This window comes from Streptomyces sp. NBC_00390 (assembly GCF_036057275.1).
GTDB lineage: Bacteria > Actinomycetota > Actinomycetes > Streptomycetales > Streptomycetaceae > Streptomyces.
Map to the genome: position 1 here is coordinate 3235536 of NZ_CP107945.1, position 14839 is coordinate 3250374.

The following is a 14839-nucleotide window of genomic DNA, read 5'->3' on the forward strand; positions in this document are numbered from 1 at the left end:
ATGACCATGTCTTTCGAATACGCACCCGCACCCGAGTCGCGCTCCGTCGTCGACATCGCCCCGTCCTACGGCCTCTTCATCGACGGCGAGTTCACCGAGGCCGCCGACGGCAAGGTGTTCAAGACCGTCTCGCCCTCGAGCGAGGAGGTCCTGTCCGAGATCGCGCAGGCCGGCAGCGAGGACGTCGACCGCGCCGTGAAGGCCGCCCGCAAGGCGTTCGGGAAGTGGTCGGCGCTGCCGGGCGCGGAGCGCGCGAAGTACCTGTTCCGTATCGCGCGGATCATCCAGGAGCGCTCGCGCGAGCTGGCCGTCCTGGAGACGCTCGACAACGGCAAGCCGATCAAGGAGACCCGCGACGCGGACCTCCCCCTGGTCGCGGCGCACTTCTTCTACTACGCGGGCTGGGCCGACAAGCTCGACCACGCCGGGTTCGGGAGGAATCCCCAGCCGCTGGGCGTGGCCGGACAGGTCATCCCGTGGAACTTCCCGCTGCTGATGCTGGCGTGGAAGATCGCCCCCGCCCTCGCCACCGGCAACACGGTCGTGCTCAAGCCCGCCGAGACCACCCCGCTCTCCGCGCTGTTCTTCGCGGACATCTGCCGGCAGGCCGGTCTGCCGAAGGGCGTCGTCAACATTCTTCCCGGCTACGGGGACGCCGGCGCGGCGCTCGTCGCGCACCCGGACATCGACAAGGTCGCCTTCACCGGCTCGACCGCGGTGGGCAAGGCGATCGCCCGCGAGATCGCCGGCACCCACAAGAAGGTCACGCTGGAGCTGGGCGGCAAGGGCGCCAACATCGTCTTCGACGACGCCCCCATCGACCAGGCTGTCGAGGGCATCGTCAACGGCATCTTCTTCAACCAGGGCCAGGTCTGCTGCGCGGGCTCGCGCCTGCTGGTCCAGGAGTCGGTCCAGGACGAGCTGCTGGACTCCCTCAAGCGCCGCCTGTCCACGCTGCGCCTCGGCGACCCGCTGGACAAGAACACCGACATCGGCGCGATCAACTCCGAGGAGCAACTCTCCCGGATCACCTCGCTGGTCGAGGCGGGCGAGGCCGAGGGCGCCGAGCGCTGGTCCCCGGCCTGCGAGCTGCCCGCCGCCGGCTACTGGTTCGCCCCGACGCTGTTCACGAACGTCACTCAGGCGCACACCATCGCCCGCGACGAGATCTTCGGCCCCGTACTGTCCGTGCTGACCTTCCGTACGCCGGACGAGGCGGTCGCCAAGGCCAACAACAGCCAGTACGGCCTGTCGGCCGGCATCTGGACGGAGAAGGGCTCGCGCATCCTGGCGGTCGCGAACAAGCTCCGCGCCGGAGTGGTGTGGGCCAACACGTTCAACAAGTTCGACCCGACCTCGCCGTTCGGCGGTTACAAGGAGTCGGGCTTCGGCCGCGAGGGCGGTCGCCACGGCCTGGAGGCCTATCTCGCCCCGTCGAGCCCGGAGGGCGAGCACTGATGAGCAATGTCGAGCAGCAGCGACTGAGCGTTCTCAAGACCTACAAGCTGTACGTCGGGGGCAAGTTCCCCCGCTCCGAGAGCGGTCGGGTGTACGAGGTGACGGACTCCAAGGGCAAGTGGCTGGCCAACGCTCCCCAGTCGTCCCGCAAGGACGCGCGTGACGCGGTCGTCGCGGCGCGCAAGGCATTCGGCGGCTGGTCGGGCGCGACGGCGTACAACCGCGGCCAGATCCTCTACCGCATCGCCGAGATGCTGGAGGGCCGCAAGAGCCAGTTCGTGCACGAGGTGGCGGACGCGGAGGGCCTGTCCAAGTCCAAGGCCGCCGCGGTCGTGGAGGACGCGATCGACCGCTGGGTCTGGTACGCGGGCTGGACGGACAAGATCGCGCAGGTGGTGGGCGGTGCGAACCCGGTCGCGGGCCCGTACTTCAACCTCTCCACCCCGGAGCCCACCGGCGTCGTGGCGATCCTCGCGCCGCAGGGGTCCTCGTTCCTGGGCCTGGTCTCCGTCGTCGCCCCGGTGATCGCGACCGGCAACACGACCGTGGTGATCGCCAGCGAGAAGTCCCCGCTCCCGGCGCTGTCGCTGGGCGAGGTGCTGGCCACCTCAGACCTGCCCGGCGGCGTGGTCAACGTGCTCTCGGGCGGTACGGCCGAGCTGGCGGCGCCGCTCGCCGCCCACCAGGACGTCAACGGCATCGACCTGACCGGCGCCGACGACGTGCTGGCCAAGGAGCTCGAGGTCGCGGCCGCTGACAATCTCAAGCGGGTCCTTCGTCCACAGGCTGTGGATTTCTCCGCGGCACCGGGCACCCAGCGCCTGACGGCGTTCCTGGAGACGAAGACGGTCTGGCACCCGACCGGCTCGCTCGGCGCGTCCGGCTCGGCGTACTGAGAGCCGCACCCCGTACGAAAGCCCCCACGGTCCCGTCCGGCCGTGGGGGCTTTCCTCATGCGCGCCTCATGCCCGCGGTCGCTCGGCTCATCCCGGCATCAGTCCGCCGACCAGGGGGCCGACGACCGGCAGGTCCGCGATCGCCTGGCCCTTCGTCACATGGTCCGTCACCATCGCCGAGCTCACCGGCTTGAAGTCGGCGACCTGCGTGCCCACGGCGTTGTTGAGCGGGTCGACGCCCGTGTTCGCGAGCGGGTCGAGCTGAAGGTGCTTGAGCTGGCCGATCCCGCTCACCGAGTTCGTGACCGGACCGGTCAACGCCCCTGTCTGACCGGCTCCTGCGACCGAATCGGCCCCGACCGGTGCGGTCGGCAGCGCGACGGGCAGCGCCGGTGCGGCCTGAGCGGCCGCCGAGCCCGCCCCGAGGGCGGCACCCGCGGCCGCAACGGTCAGACCTGTGCGCAGCAGCGCACGCCGCTTGTTCTTGGAAGCTGCATGACGAGCCATGGATTTCCTGCCTTGGTGAGTAATCACAAGCGTACGGACAGTAGTTGAGGTGTGACACTCGATACCAACCGCACCTCCGGGGGGTCCCCTGCGCCGGTCGATGCGTCACACTTGTCTCCCGTGAGTTCCCAACCCATCCCGACCCGCGTCGTACTGCTCGCGGGCCCTTCCGGATCCGGAAAGTCCTCCCTCGCCGCCCGTACCGGCCTGCCGGTCCTGCGCCTGGACGACTTCTACAAAGAGGGCAACGACCCGACGCTTCCCGTGGTGACGGGCAGCACGGACATCGACTGGGACTCGCCACGGTCCTGGGACGCCGACGCGGCCGTCGCCGCGATAGCCGAGCTGTGCCGTACAGGACGCACGAACGTGCCCGTGTACGACATCGCCACCAGCTCCCGGGTGGACCAGGAGACGCTCGACATCTCCCGTACGCCCCTGTTCGTGGCCGAGGGCATCTTCGCCGCCGAGATCGTGCGGCGCTGCCAGGAACTGGGCCTGCTCGCCGACGCGCTCTGTCTGCGCGGCCGGCCGTCGACGACGTTCCGCCGCAGGCTGGCGCGGGATCTGCGTGAGGGCCGCAAGTCGGTGCCGTTCCTGCTGCGCCGCGGCTGGCGGCTGATGCGGGCGGAACGCGGCATCGTGGCGCGCCAGACACAGTTGGGCGCGCACCCCTGTGGCAAGCAGGAGGCACTGGGCCGGCTCGCGGACGCGGCGGCAGGACGCTGCGTCATGGCGCGGGCGCCCGAGCCCGCCGCGTAGGCCCTGGTCCGGGCATCGTCACCACGTGGCCCCGGTGCGGGCATCGCCGACAGGGCCGCCCGGACAGACCGTGCCGACCCCGCTCCGGCAACCGGCCCGCGGACATGGGAGTGGGGCCGGACAGAACCCCCCGGCCTGTCCGGCCCCACTCCCTTCTCCCGCGGTGGCCCCCCTTGTCCCCCGTGGGTCCCCCGCTCCCGTTGTCTCCCCCGAAACAGCGGGTCCTGCTTCCCCCGTGCTCCCGCCGTCTCCCCCGAAACAGCGGGCCGTGCTTCCCCCGTGCTCCCGCCGTCTCCCCCGAAACAGCGGGCCGTGCTTCCCCCGTGCTCCCGCCGTCTCCCCCGAAACAGCGGGCCGTGCTTCCCCCGTGCTCCCGCCGTCTCCCCCGAAACAGCGGGCCGTGCTTCCCCCGTTGCCTTCAGGCCACCAGCTCGCCGAAGGACTCTTCCTCGTCACGGCCGAAGCTGAGGACGTCGTCCTCGCGCAGCCGGCGGAGCGACCGCCAGATGCTCGACTTCACCGTGCCGACACTGATGTCCAGGATCTCCGCGATCTCCGGGTCCGTGCGGCCCTCGTAGTAGCGCAGGACCAGCATCGTCCGCTGGAGTTCGGGAAGCCTGGCGAGCGCCTGCCACAGCACCGCGCGCAGCTCCGTGCCCCGCATCGCGTCGGTGTCGCCCACCGTCTCCGGCAGCTCCTCCGTGGGGTACTCGTTGAGCTTGCGCCGGCGCCAGGCGCTGATGTGCAGATTCGTCATGGTGCGGCGCAGGTAGCCCCCGACCGCCGCCTTGTCGCTGATCCTGTCCCAGGCCCGGTACGTCGAGAACAGCGCGCTCTGCAGCAGGTCCTCTGCCTCGAACCGGTCCCCGGTCAGGTGGTAGGCGGTCGCGTACAGAGAGGCGCGGCGTTCCTGAACGTAGGCGGTGAACTCCGCCTCCGACGGGGCCGACCGCTCCCCCGTTACCTCCCCGTACGCCGCCGTGCTGCCGTCGGCAGCCGCGTCAACCACCGTCATGTACGACGGCTTGTGCTGACGCCCGGCGCTGCGAACGCACCCCCGCCCGTTCACAGCGCCGGACTTCTCCGCGCTCCGCGTGCCGTGGAGACGCGTGACAACTGCGCCTGATGTGCTGCTGTGCAGTGCGTTCATCTCGCGCCCCCCGTCGAGTGGAGTCTGCTTCGTCCGTGTGACAAGAAGCTTGCCCCGGCAGTTTCATCGCGCTGTCCGCCGACTGTCACAGGCGCGTCACAGCACTTCCGGCTCTTCCGGGACGTCCTCCGGGTCGAACTGGGGCTCCCCCATACGCCAGAATGACCTCTGTGCCTTTCCTGTTGCTGATCGAGGACGACGACGCCATCCGCACGGCCCTCGAACTCTCCCTGTCACGCCAGGGCCACCGTGTGGCCACCGCGGCGACGGGCGAGGACGGCCTGAAGCTGCTGCGCGAGCAGCGGCCGGATCTGATCGTGCTGGACGTAATGCTGCCCGGGATCGACGGCTTCGAGGTGTGCCGGCGTATCAGGCGCACGGACCAGCTGCCGATCATCCTGCTGACCGCACGCAGCGATGACATCGATGTTGTGGTGGGTCTTGAGTCGGGGGCGGACGACTACGTCGTCAAGCCGGTGCAGGGCCGGGTGCTTGACGCCCGTATCCGCGCCGTACTGCGCCGCGGTGAGCGCGAGTCCACGGACTCGGCCACCTTCGGCTCCCTGATGATCGACCGCTCCGCCATGACGGTCACCAAGAACGGAGAGGATCTGCAGCTGACTCCGACCGAGCTGCGGCTGCTGCTGGAGCTGAGCCGGCGGCCCGGACAGGCGCTGTCCCGCCAGCAACTGCTGCGGCTCGTGTGGGAGCACGACTACCTCGGTGACTCGCGCCTGGTCGACGCGTGCGTGCAGCGGCTGCGGGCGAAGGTGGAGGACGTACCGTCATCGCCGACCCTGATCCGTACGGTGCGTGGTGTCGGCTACCGGCTGGACGTCCCGCAGTGACAGATCTGCAATCCGGTCGGCCAACCGCAAAGCGCGGCATCGTCGCACCGCTTCGCTGGACCAGCCTGCGGCTGCGCCTCGTGGTGGTCTTCGCCCTCGTCGCGCTGACCGCCGCGGTCTCGGCCTCCGGTATCGCGTACTGGCTCAACCGCGAGGCGGTGCTCACCCGTACCCAGGACGCCGCGCTGGGGGACTTCCGGCAGGCGATGCAGAGCCGGGCCGCCACCCTGCCGCTACGGCCCACGCAGACCGAACTGCAGTCGACCGCCGAGGACATGGCGGACGGCAACGACGGCTACAGCATGCTGCTGATCGGTGAGCGCGCCGAGGGCAAGCCGATCGTCGGCGCGTCCGACCCCGATGTCTTCACGCTCGACGACGTGCCCGACGCGCTGCAGGAGGCGGTGAACGAACGCCAGGAGGTCACGCCCGGCAACTCCGCCGAGTACCACCTGTTCTGGCAGCGCACGGAGCGTGACGGCAGGCCTTACCTGGTCGGCGGCTCCCGGATCGTCGGCGGCGGGCCGACCGGCTACCTGTTCAAGTCGCTCGACCAGGAACGGCAGGACCTCAACTCGCTCGCCTGGTCGCTGGGCATCGCCACCCTGCTCGCGCTGGTCGGCTCGGCGCTGCTGGCGCAGGCCGCCGCCACCACGGTGCTGAAGCCGGTGCACCGGCTGGGCGAGGCGGCCAGGCGGCTCGGCGAGGGCAAGCTCGACACCCGGCTGCGGGTCTCCGGCACCGACGAACTCGCGGAGCTGGCACGGACCTTCAACAAGACGGCCGAGTCGCTGGAGAAGAAGGTCGCGGACATGAGCGCGCGGGAGGAGTCCAGCCGCCGCTTCGTCGCCGACATGTCGCACGAGCTGCGCACCCCGCTGACCGCGCTCACCGCCGTGACCGAGGTGCTGGAGGAGGAGGCCGACAGCCTCGATCCGATGATCGCGCCCGCCGTGAACCTGGTGGTGAGCGAAACACGGCGGCTGGGCGACCTGGTGGAGAACCTGATGGAGGTGACCCGCTTCGACGCGGGCACCGCCCGGCTGGTCCTCGACAACGTCGACGTCGCCGACCAGGTCACCGCCTGTATCGACGCGCGTGCCTGGCTGGACGCGGTCGAGCTGGACGCCGAGCGCGGGATCATGGCGCGCCTGGACCCCCGCCGGCTGGACGTCATCCTCGCCAATCTGATCGGCAATGCGCTCAAGCACGGCGGTTCACCGGTACGGGTGTCGGTACGCCCCTTCGACGACGAGCTGCTGATCGAGGTGCGCGACCACGGGCCCGGTATCCCGGAGGAGGTGCTGCCGCATGTCTTCGACCGGTTCTACAAGGCGAGCGCCTCGCGGCCGCGCTCCGACGGCAGTGGACTCGGCCTGTCCATCGCGGTGGAGAACGCCCATATCCACGGCGGCGACATCACGGCGGCGAACTCGCCGGACGGCGACGGTGCGGTGTTCGTACTGCGGCTGCCGCGCGACGCCTCGTCGCTGACGGACTCCGACACAAGCGACAGCGACCGGGGAGAGGAAGGCGCGCAGTGACGGCGAAGGGCCGTAGGCGTAACGCACGGACGGCGGCCGCGCTGGGCGCGGTGGCAGGTGTCCTCGCCCTCTCCGGGTGCGGGATCAGGACCACGACGCCGGTCGACGCCGGGGCCGCGCCCTCTCGGGTCCCGTGCGAGGTGTCCGAGGGGCCCATCACCCCGCAGGCGCAGCAGGAGGGCGTCCCGGTACGCGTCTATCTGGTGTGCGCCTCACAACTGGAGCCCGTGGAGCGTACGGCGAGGATCACCGAGGAGAGGGCCGTCGACGACAGGATCGAGTTCGCGCAGGCGCTGCTGGACGAGCTCCAGGAGGAGCCGTCGTCCTCGGAGCAGGAGGCAGGTCTGGCCACCTTCCTGCGCGGGCCGCTGGTCGTCGGTGCGGGGCGGAAGGGCGATCCCGCCGGGACACTGCGGCTGAGCCGGCAGCCGGAGGACCTTCCGTCGGCCGCGCTGGCGCAGATCGTGTGCACGCTGGCGGAGAACAGTGCCGCGGTGAGGGACGATGCCGTGGTGCTGGCCGGGCCCGGCAACTACGCGCCGCGGGCGTATGTGTGCACGGTCGGGACGAAGGAGCGGCCGGAGGGCACGGTGCCCACGGTCGGCCCGCTGCCCGAGCCCTCGAAGTCGTAGCCCGCTCGTCGCCCGCTCGTGGCGCGCGGGAGCCGGTCTGCCGCCGTTCGGAGAACGGACGGAACCGATCCCCGCGATACACGCGTCTTGGGGGGCGTGCAGCGTCAAGGTTCGGGCGGCAATGCCGCCATCCGCTTCCGCGCGGCGGGGGTTGTTCTCCTCCTCGCCCATCTGCTGCTGGTCGCATGGCTGACGCTGCGCCCACTCGACGTGCTGTGGGTGACCGCCGCGAATCTCGAACCGTTCGCCGGGATCAAGGCGTCCCTTGCGCTCGGGCCGGTCGAGGCGGCGCGCCATATCGGTGAGGGCCTGCTGCTGCTGGCCCCCCTCGGCATACTGCTGCCGGTCGCGGGCGGCCGGCTGGACGTCTCGCCGCTGGCCTCACTGACCCGTACGGTCGCGGCCGCGGTGCTGCTGTCCTTGGGCATCGAGCTGCTGCAGACCGGGGTGCCCGGCCAGGTCGTCGACATCGACTCGCTGTTGCTGAACGCGGCCGGTGTGGCGCTGGCCCATCTGGCGGTCGTGCCCGCGGGCCGGGCGCGGCTGCGGCGGCGGCCGCTGGGTTCCGGGGCCCGGTCCGCCCATGGGGACCACCATTCCGCGTCCCTGCTGCGGGACGAGGTGTCTCAGGGGCCGACCCCGACGATTCCCAGGGTCGGTATCGCCCCGTAGAGCGACGCTTTGCCCCCTGTCGCCCGGCCACCATGGTGATGTCGGGAGCCCAGCCGAGAGGCTCCCGCGAACAGTTCGCGAAGGAGCCCACCATGGCCGCACTTGCCCGCCCCCGTGACGGACGAATGATCGGCGGAGTGTGTTCAGCGCTGGCACGGCGCTTCGGCACATCCGCGACGACGATGCGCGTGATCTTCCTGGTCTCGTGTCTGCTGCCGGGCCCGCAGTTCCTGCTCTACCTGGCGCTGTGGGCACTGCTGCCGTCGGAGAAGACCGCCACCGCCGCCTGGTGACCAGCCGCGGCGGGACCGGGCCCCTGTGTCGGGTCCAGGTCCGGTCCGGGGCGATCAGCCGGCCAGCGCCTGGGCGACCTTCCCCAGTTGCTTGTCGGCGACCTGCTGAGGGACCCGCGGCGGCGTACGCCGCGCGAGGTCGAAGGCCATGAAGCGCGCCACGGTGGCCCCCTTGCGTACGACGACCAGATGGACGGGGGACCTGAGGCCCTCATCGGTGGCGACCGCGGTCCAGCTGACGGTCTCGTCCGCGCCGCGGACGGTGAAGGGCGTCGTCCTGATGTCCTCGTAGTCGGCGGCCCGGTCGTCCAGCGACGCGGAGAAGCCCTCGCGGCATGCCTCGAGGGCCGAGCCGAGCCCGGTCATCAGCCGCTCGGCATCGCTCTCGCGGTACGAACTCACCGATACGGACACGGCGAGGCCGAGGTTCTCCAGCGAGCCGAGGCCGCGGTTGACGGTGCGGGTGGCCTGCGCGTTCGGCTCGTCGCCCATGGCGTCGGCGAGCGGCTGGCACTTCTTCTTGTCCGCGGTGGGCTGCCCGGTGGGCGCGAGCGGGCTGCGCTCGGACGACACCTGGAACTTCGGCAGATCGCCGGTGGCGATGGCGACCCGTTCCAGCTGGGGCGCGGTGAGCGGTACGGACGGGTCACCGCCGGTACCGCCGTTCCCGCTGCCGCCGTCACCGGCGGCCTCGCCCGGGGCCGTACTGCTGCCCGTACCGGCAGCCGCACTCGTGCCGGTGCTCGCGTTCTTGTCGCTGTCTCCGCCGCTGCTCGTGCAGGCGGTGAGCGACAGCAGGACACAGGCGGCGGTGACGGTGACGGACCGTGCGGCAGTCTTGACTTGCATGGCCGCGATCCTGGCACACACGCCGTGGGGCGCACACCCGATTCGGGTGTGCGCCCCGCGCGTTGACGTACGAAGCCGGTACGGCACCACTGGTGTGCCGGTACGCCAGTATGTGCGAACCGGTGTGTCAGCCCAGGCCTGGCAGCAGCCCGCCGCCGATCGGCATGCCCCCGAGCAGACCCGTGACCGGGGCCAGGCCGTCGGCGGACAGCGCCTTGGCCGCCGACTGCTGGGCAGCGGGCAGCTTCTTGGCCGCCGACTGCTGGGCAGCGGGCAGCTTCTTGGCCGCGGACTGCTGGGCGGCGGCGGCAGTGCGGGCGGTGTCGACGGCGCCGAGCGCCATCCGGCCGCCGGCCAGGGACGTGGCGGCGCCGGCCGGGAGCTTGTCGACGGCCTCCTGGACCGGGGCGGCGTTCGTGACCGTGTCCAGCGCGCCGATGCCGGCAGTGAGGTCGGGCAGGGCGGCGGCGGAAGAGGTACCGGCGGCGGCAGCGGCGAAGGCGGCGCCGAGAGCGGCGACACCGAGGGTCTTGGCAGCAGACTGCTTCATCAGGAGGAGTCCTCGGGAGAGGGAACATGAGCGGCTCTGCAAGCTAGCCAGCGTCGCACACCGGCCGCAAACACCGCGAAGCAGCCGGAAGTTGCATGTCCGGCTGCTTCGGTGTAGGCGTCACACAGGTGTTGTTCAGCTCTCGTCGGCCCCGGGATTACCGGACGTCGCGGTCTGCCTGAACAGCCATTCGGACCTCAGCTCGGCATAGCCGGGCTTGATCACCTCGTTGATCATCGCCAGGCGTTCATCGAAAGGAATGAACGCCGACTTCATGGCATTGACGGTGAACCACTGCATGTCGTCGAGCGTGTATCCGAAGGCCTCGGTCAGCAGCTCGAACTCACGCGACATGCTCGTCCCGCTCATCAGCCGGTTGTCCGTGTTGACCGTGGTCCTGAAGTGCAGTCTGCGCAGCAGGCCGATGGGGTGCTCGGCATACGAGGCCGCCGCGCCGGTCTGCAGGTTGGAGGTCGGGCACATCTCCAGGGGGATGCGCTTGTCCCTCACATACGCAGCGAGCCGCCCCAGCTGCACGGTGCCGTCGTCGGCCACCTCGATGTCGTCGATGATCCGCACACCGTGGCCGAGCCGGTCGGCGCCGCACCACTGGAGCGCCTGCCAGATCGACGGCAGCCCGAAGGCCTCACCGGCGTGGATGGTGAAGTGGTTGTTCTCGCGCTTGAGGTACTCGAAGGCGTCGAGGTGCCGGGTGGGCGGGAAGCCGGCTTCGGCGCCCGCGATGTCGAAGCCCACGACGCCGCTGTCGCGGTAGCGGTTGGCCAGTTCGGCGATCTCCAGGGCGCGGGCCGCATGCCGCATGGCCGTGAGCAGGGCGCCGACCCGGATGCGGTGGCCGCTCTCGCGTGCCCTCCGCTCGCCTTCCCGGAAGCCCTCGTTGACCGCCTCGACGACCTGCTCGAGGGTCAGCCCTGCCTCCAGGTGCTGCTCGGGGGCGTAGCGGACCTCGGCGTAGACGACACCGTCCTCGGCGAGGTCCTGGGCGCACTCGGCGGCCACGCGGATCAGTGCCTCGCGGGTCTGCATGACGGCGCAGGTGTGCGCGAAGGTCTCCAGATAGCGCTCCAGCGAGCCGGAGTCCGCGGCCTCGCGGAACCAGATTCCGAGTTTGTCGGGCTCGGTCTCGGGAAGGCGGTCATAGCCCGCGTCGCGGGCGAGTTCGGTGATCGTGCCCGGCCGCAGACCGCCGTCGAGGTGGTCGTGGAGCAGCACCTTCGGGGCACGGCGGATCTGGTCCGTGGTGGGCGAATTGAGGGTCTGGCTCGTCATCTGCGCACTCTAGCCCCTACGCGCGTAGAGCGCGCCATGTCGATACGTAACAGAGACCGTCCGTACGGGTGGAGTACACCCGAGCTTCTGAGACTGTTGCGCCATGGCACACGACGCACTGTCCCTGTTCCGGTGGCGGCCGGCGGGGACAGCCGAGGGGTCTCAGACCCGCGGCGACACGACAGTTGCCCGGGGAAGACGCGCAAGCCGTACGCCGACGCAGGCCCGGTTGGGCCGTGTGCCCGGCCGTCCGGGCACCCGCGGCGGAGCAAACACGGCGGTCGGCGCAGTGGTGCTGATCCTCCCGGACGGCGAGCCGAAGTCGGAGCGTCGCGGCTCGGTACTGACGAGCGGCCGGTCCTTTGCGGGGGTGCTGCCGGTGGGCCGTGCGCTGGCGCGCGCGGGGCGGGAGGACGGACTGCTGGTGCACTCGGTCCACTACCGGGTGCGCGGCTGGAACGGCGAGGACGCCCATCTGGCGGCGGACGCGACGTGGGCGGTGGAGGAGGTCGTACGGCGGTACGGGGATGTTCCCGTATGCCTGGCCGGCCACGGCATGGGCGGCCGCGCCGCCCTGCACGCGGCGGGCCACCCGGCCGTCAGCTCCGTGCTGGCGCTGGCCCCCTGGCTGCCGGAGGACCACACGGCCGCGACGCTGGAGCCGGTGCGGCAGCTGGCGGGCAGACAGGTACTGATGGTCCACGGCACGAGCGACACGCGCACGGACCCGGAGCTGTCCTACCGACTGGCGGCACGCGCCAAGAAGTCCAACCGCGACACCTGCCGCTTCGAGGTCCACACGGACGGCCATGCGCTGCGCCAGTACCAGGACGAAGTCCTGGCGCTGGCCACGGACTTCGTGCTCGGGTCCCTGTTCACCCGCTCCTACGCCCGCCCGGTGGCGGACGCGCTGGCGGCGCCGCCGCCGCTGGGGCTGCGGATGCCGCTGGCGGCGGGGTTCGGGCGGAGCATGCGGCACTGAGGCCTGACTCGTGAGCGGTCCTGGATCGGGCTCTCCCGGGCGGCGCCGGCTGCGGACTCCCCGTCCCGCGCAGCGCCGAGTTCGGGCAACTCGCGGCGGGAACCACGCCGCTCATGACTGCGTCTGATCATTTCAGTCCGTTGCTGTCGGGAAGCCGATCATGTCAGCATGACCGGCATGGCCGATCACGGGGGCGAAGCAACAAGGCCCGAACTGCGTTCAATACACGCCGACTTGACAGATGTACGACCAGCTCGGGCGCCCGGGAGGGTTCGTCCGGGTGTCGCGGTAGTCGCTGGGCGGACAACGCGGGTTGAGCAACTGCCGGGCGATCGCCGCAGGTTTGCGGTGTTGCTGGGCGAATCGGCGACGGTCGCGCGGGCCGAGGAGCCGGGGTGGGGGGAGAGCCGCTGATGGGGGATTTCGGAATCATCGGTGACCTTGCCGGTAAGGCGACCGACAAGATCGTCGACGGCGTCGATGCGGGGATCGACAAGGGCAAGGAGCTGGTCGGCGAGGGCGTCGACTACGCCACCGACAAGGCCGGCCAGTACCTCGAGGACCGCGGCCACAAGGCAGCCGCCGATCTCGTCACGGACTGGGGTGACCGCACCGCCTCCTCACTCGGCGCGGAGGTCGGTGAGCAGCAGCTCGGCCAGACCGAGGAGCCGAATGAGCTGATCCACGGCAGCGCGACGAAGATCGCCGACTCGGTGAAGAACCTGCGCGACTTCCAAAAGGCGTTCGACCTGGTCGGCGCCGGTATGAGAAGGCTCGACTCCAGCCACTGGAAAGGCGAGGGGGCCGACACCTTCCGCAAGAAGTTCTCCACGCTCCCCACCGACTGGCTGCACGCCGCCGACGCGTTCGACGACGCTGCCAGTGCGCTGGACCGGTACTCCCACGCCATCACCAGTGCGCAGAGCAAGGCCCGCGAAGCCATCGTCCTCTACAAGGAGGGCAAGAAAGAGTCCGACCAGGCCCGGGCCGACTACAAGAAGAAGGCCGACGCCTACGAGGCCGCCCGCACCGGCGACAGCCCCCTGCCCCACCCCGGCGAACTCTCCGACCCGGGCATCACCAAGATGGAGCGCGCACAGGAGATCCTCGACGACGCCCGCAAGGCACGCAACGAAGCAGCCGAGACCGCCAAAGACGCCGTCAGGGCCGCACTGGCCCACGCCCCCGAAGAGCCGAAGGGCCGCGAGAAGCTCAAGCTCGAGCTCGCGGACTGGGGTGTGGCCAACGGCGTGGAGAACATGCATCTCCTGGGCGGCATCGTCAAGGGCACCGCAGGCCTGGTCAACTTCGTCCGCTCGGTCAACCCGCTCGACATCTACAACCTCACCCACCCGGCCGAGTACTACAAGGGCGTCAACATGACGCTCGCCGGCCTCGCTTCCACCGTGGCCAACCCCGACCGCGCCCTCAAGAACGCCTGGGAAACCCTGAAAAGCGACCCCAGCGAGTTCTGGGGCCGCCTGATACCCGAAGCCGCCGGCACCAAAGGCTCAGGACTCCTACGAGGCGGCCTCCGTGCAGGCATGCGACACCGCTTTCCCGGCGCCGGCGGGGCCGGGAGAGTGCCGGACGAGTGGATGACCGGGGCCCGAAGACGCCCGCGAGACCTCCTGGACGACCCTGCGCAGACCCGCTGGGCGGAGGAAGCCTACGAAAGCTTCATGAAGGACTCTCGTGATGTGTCCTCGATCTCCGAGCAGTCCCGCCACGTGGAGCGAGGCGATGGGTCGACGGGGTTCTCGGAAGACGAGATCGCTTCGGTGAAGAAGCACGTCTTCGACACCGAGCATCCCATCGTCGACCCGGAAACGGGGAAGGTCGTGGTGCGGAAGTTCGACGCGGACGCCGAGATCGCAGATGCGTGGATCCGGCTGCGGTCCGGCAACGCACTCCCGGAAGACCATCTTCTCCTCGAGCACGAGATTGCCGAGCTCGGATATCTCCGCGACAATCCGGGATCGACCTACCAGGAGGCGCACCGCCACGCGAACAGTAATTACAATTGGGAACAAAAGGTCCCCCTGTTCAAGCGGGAAGACCTGGAAGGTGAATGGTAATGGCTTCGCTCGTCTATTTCCGCAAGGTCTCCGAGTCGGTCGACTCAGTGGAGTACATGTACGGTTTCGACACGGAAGATCCGCCGCACCGACTCCTCATGGACACCAGGACGCGTAGACCACGCCCCGTCGACGGCGAAATCAACTATGCGTTCCTCAAGGCATCGCGGAAGATCAATGCAATGTATGACGAGACGTCAGAGTGGCCCGACCGCGGGATGAGCGTCAGCTGACGCCCGACCCCGGGTGGCCGACCGGATGCACAGCACGGCCCGGAAGGCCGGCCCCGTACAGAACTGTGTCACCTGGCACACCACTTATGACAATA

16 protein-coding genes are annotated in these 14839 nt (G+C 70.0%); 11 read left to right on the forward strand and 5 right to left on the reverse strand.

The window, feature by feature from the left end; all coding sequences use genetic code 11:
• Together OHS70_RS13675 and OHS70_RS13680 are read left to right on the forward strand one after the other, a co-directional pair.
• Nucleotides 1–1458, forward strand: a complete 1458-nt coding sequence (locus OHS70_RS13675; protein WP_328397180.1) for an aldehyde dehydrogenase family protein — start codon at nucleotides 1–3, stop codon at nucleotides 1456–1458.
• Nucleotides 1458–2354, forward strand: coding sequence for an aldehyde dehydrogenase family protein (locus tag OHS70_RS13680; protein WP_328397182.1), 897 nt, complete (start codon nucleotides 1458–1460; stop codon nucleotides 2352–2354). Before OHS70_RS13675 ends, OHS70_RS13680 begins: the two co-directional genes overlap by 1 nt.
• Before the next feature lie 87 nt (nucleotides 2355–2441).
• On the opposite strand, the gene OHS70_RS13685 is transcribed toward OHS70_RS13680, so the two are convergent.
• The gene (locus tag OHS70_RS13685) at nucleotides 2442–2861 is read right to left on the reverse strand and encodes a hypothetical protein (RefSeq protein WP_328397184.1); all 420 of its coding nucleotides are present in this window, start codon (nucleotides 2859–2861) and stop codon (nucleotides 2442–2444) included.
• A gap of 111 nt (nucleotides 2862–2972) precedes the next feature.
• Here OHS70_RS13685 and OHS70_RS13690 point away from each other — a divergent pair, with 111 nt between their 5' ends.
• Nucleotides 2973–3623, forward strand: coding sequence for a uridine kinase family protein (locus tag OHS70_RS13690; RefSeq protein ID WP_328397185.1), 651 nt, complete (start codon nucleotides 2973–2975; stop codon nucleotides 3621–3623).
• Nucleotides 3624–4041: 418 nt separating this feature from the next.
• Here the strand turns inward: OHS70_RS13690 and OHS70_RS13695 are convergent, their stop codons facing one another.
• Nucleotides 4042–4773: a SigE family RNA polymerase sigma factor gene (locus tag OHS70_RS13695; protein WP_328397187.1), complete on the reverse strand. Its 732-nt coding sequence runs from the start codon at nucleotides 4771–4773 to the stop codon at nucleotides 4042–4044.
• Between the two features lie 170 nt (nucleotides 4774–4943).
• Between OHS70_RS13695 and afsQ1 the strand changes: the two genes are divergently transcribed.
• From afsQ1 to OHS70_RS13720, 5 genes are all read left to right on the forward strand, one after another.
• Nucleotides 4944–5621, forward strand: a complete 678-nt coding sequence (afsQ1, locus tag OHS70_RS13700; RefSeq protein ID WP_208545416.1) for a two-component system response regulator AfsQ1 — start codon at nucleotides 4944–4946, stop codon at nucleotides 5619–5621.
• Complete coding sequence (locus OHS70_RS13705; RefSeq protein ID WP_328397192.1) at nucleotides 5618–7165, forward strand: HAMP domain-containing sensor histidine kinase; 1548 nt, start codon at nucleotides 5618–5620, stop codon at nucleotides 7163–7165. The genes afsQ1 and OHS70_RS13705 overlap by 4 nt, the downstream gene beginning before the upstream one ends.
• Complete coding sequence (locus OHS70_RS13710) at nucleotides 7162–7797, forward strand: hypothetical protein (RefSeq protein WP_328397194.1); 636 nt, start codon at nucleotides 7162–7164, stop codon at nucleotides 7795–7797. The genes OHS70_RS13705 and OHS70_RS13710 overlap by 4 nt, the downstream gene beginning before the upstream one ends.
• A gap of 96 nt (nucleotides 7798–7893) precedes the next feature.
• Nucleotides 7894–8469 carry a VanZ family protein gene (locus OHS70_RS13715; protein ID WP_328397196.1) on the forward strand — a complete coding sequence of 192 codons (576 nt, stop codon included), beginning with the start codon at nucleotides 7894–7896 and terminating at the stop codon, nucleotides 8467–8469.
• 92 nt (nucleotides 8470–8561) lie between these two features.
• Nucleotides 8562–8762, forward strand: a complete 201-nt coding sequence (locus OHS70_RS13720; RefSeq protein ID WP_328397198.1) for a PspC domain-containing protein — start codon at nucleotides 8562–8564, stop codon at nucleotides 8760–8762.
• Nucleotides 8763–8816: 54 nt separating this feature from the next.
• Here the strand turns inward: OHS70_RS13720 and OHS70_RS13725 are convergent, their stop codons facing one another.
• The 3 genes from OHS70_RS13725 to OHS70_RS13735 form a co-directional block, all read right to left on the reverse strand.
• Complete coding sequence (locus tag OHS70_RS13725) at nucleotides 8817–9611, reverse strand: hypothetical protein (RefSeq protein WP_328397200.1); 795 nt, start codon at nucleotides 9609–9611, stop codon at nucleotides 8817–8819.
• Nucleotides 9612–9738: 127 nt separating this feature from the next.
• A complete protein-coding gene (locus tag OHS70_RS13730; protein WP_328397202.1) occupies nucleotides 9739–10161 on the reverse strand; it encodes an ATP-binding protein in 423 nt (140 codons plus the stop codon).
• A 135-nt stretch (nucleotides 10162–10296) separates the two neighbouring features.
• Nucleotides 10297–11451, reverse strand: coding sequence for an adenosine deaminase (locus OHS70_RS13735; RefSeq protein ID WP_328397204.1), 1155 nt, complete (start codon nucleotides 11449–11451; stop codon nucleotides 10297–10299).
• A 289-nt stretch (nucleotides 11452–11740) separates the two neighbouring features.
• On the opposite strand from OHS70_RS13735, the gene OHS70_RS13740 reads away from it, so the two are divergent.
• The 3 genes from OHS70_RS13740 (at nucleotide 11741) to OHS70_RS13750 (ending at nucleotide 14744) form a co-directional block, all read left to right on the forward strand.
• On the forward strand, nucleotides 11741–12433 hold the full coding sequence (locus tag OHS70_RS13740; protein WP_328405608.1) for an alpha/beta hydrolase: 693 nt from the start codon (nucleotides 11741–11743) through the stop codon (nucleotides 12431–12433).
• 413 nt (nucleotides 12434–12846) lie between these two features.
• Nucleotides 12847–14511 (forward strand): putative T7SS-secreted protein, encoded by a 1665-nt coding sequence (locus OHS70_RS13745; RefSeq protein WP_328397206.1) that lies wholly within the window; start codon nucleotides 12847–12849, stop codon nucleotides 14509–14511.
• On the forward strand, nucleotides 14511–14744 hold the full coding sequence (locus OHS70_RS13750) for a hypothetical protein (RefSeq protein WP_328397208.1): 234 nt from the start codon (nucleotides 14511–14513) through the stop codon (nucleotides 14742–14744). Before OHS70_RS13745 ends, OHS70_RS13750 begins: the two co-directional genes overlap by 1 nt.
• Nucleotides 14745–14839: the final 95 nt, after the last annotated feature.

What these genes read in the sequence shown, in the direction of transcription:
- OHS70_RS13750 (WP_328397208.1), top strand. Translation starts at nt 14,511, where the DNA reads ATGGCTTCGCTCGTCTATTTCCGCAAGGTCTCCGAGTCGGTCGACTCA.
- OHS70_RS13675 (WP_328397180.1), top strand. Translation starts at nt 1, where the DNA reads ATGACCATGTCTTTCGAATACGCACCCGCACCCGAGTCGCGCTCCGTC.
- OHS70_RS13680 (WP_328397182.1), top strand. Translation starts at nt 1,458, where the DNA reads ATGAGCAATGTCGAGCAGCAGCGACTGAGCGTTCTCAAGACCTACAAG.
- OHS70_RS13685 (WP_328397184.1), bottom strand. Translation starts at nt 2,861, where the DNA reads ATGGCTCGTCATGCAGCTTCCAAGAACAAGCGGCGTGCGCTGCTGCGC.
- OHS70_RS13720 (WP_328397198.1), top strand. Translation starts at nt 8,562, where the DNA reads ATGGCCGCACTTGCCCGCCCCCGTGACGGACGAATGATCGGCGGAGTG.
- OHS70_RS13730 (WP_328397202.1), bottom strand. Translation starts at nt 10,161, where the DNA reads ATGAAGCAGTCTGCTGCCAAGACCCTCGGTGTCGCCGCTCTCGGCGCC.
- OHS70_RS13725 (WP_328397200.1), bottom strand. Translation starts at nt 9,611, where the DNA reads ATGCAAGTCAAGACTGCCGCACGGTCCGTCACCGTCACCGCCGCCTGT.
- OHS70_RS13735 (WP_328397204.1), bottom strand. Translation starts at nt 11,451, where the DNA reads ATGACGAGCCAGACCCTCAATTCGCCCACCACGGACCAGATCCGCCGT.
- OHS70_RS13745 (WP_328397206.1), top strand. Translation starts at nt 12,847, where the DNA reads ATGGGGGATTTCGGAATCATCGGTGACCTTGCCGGTAAGGCGACCGAC.
- OHS70_RS13695 (WP_328397187.1), bottom strand. Translation starts at nt 4,773, where the DNA reads ATGAACGCACTGCACAGCAGCACATCAGGCGCAGTTGTCACGCGTCTC.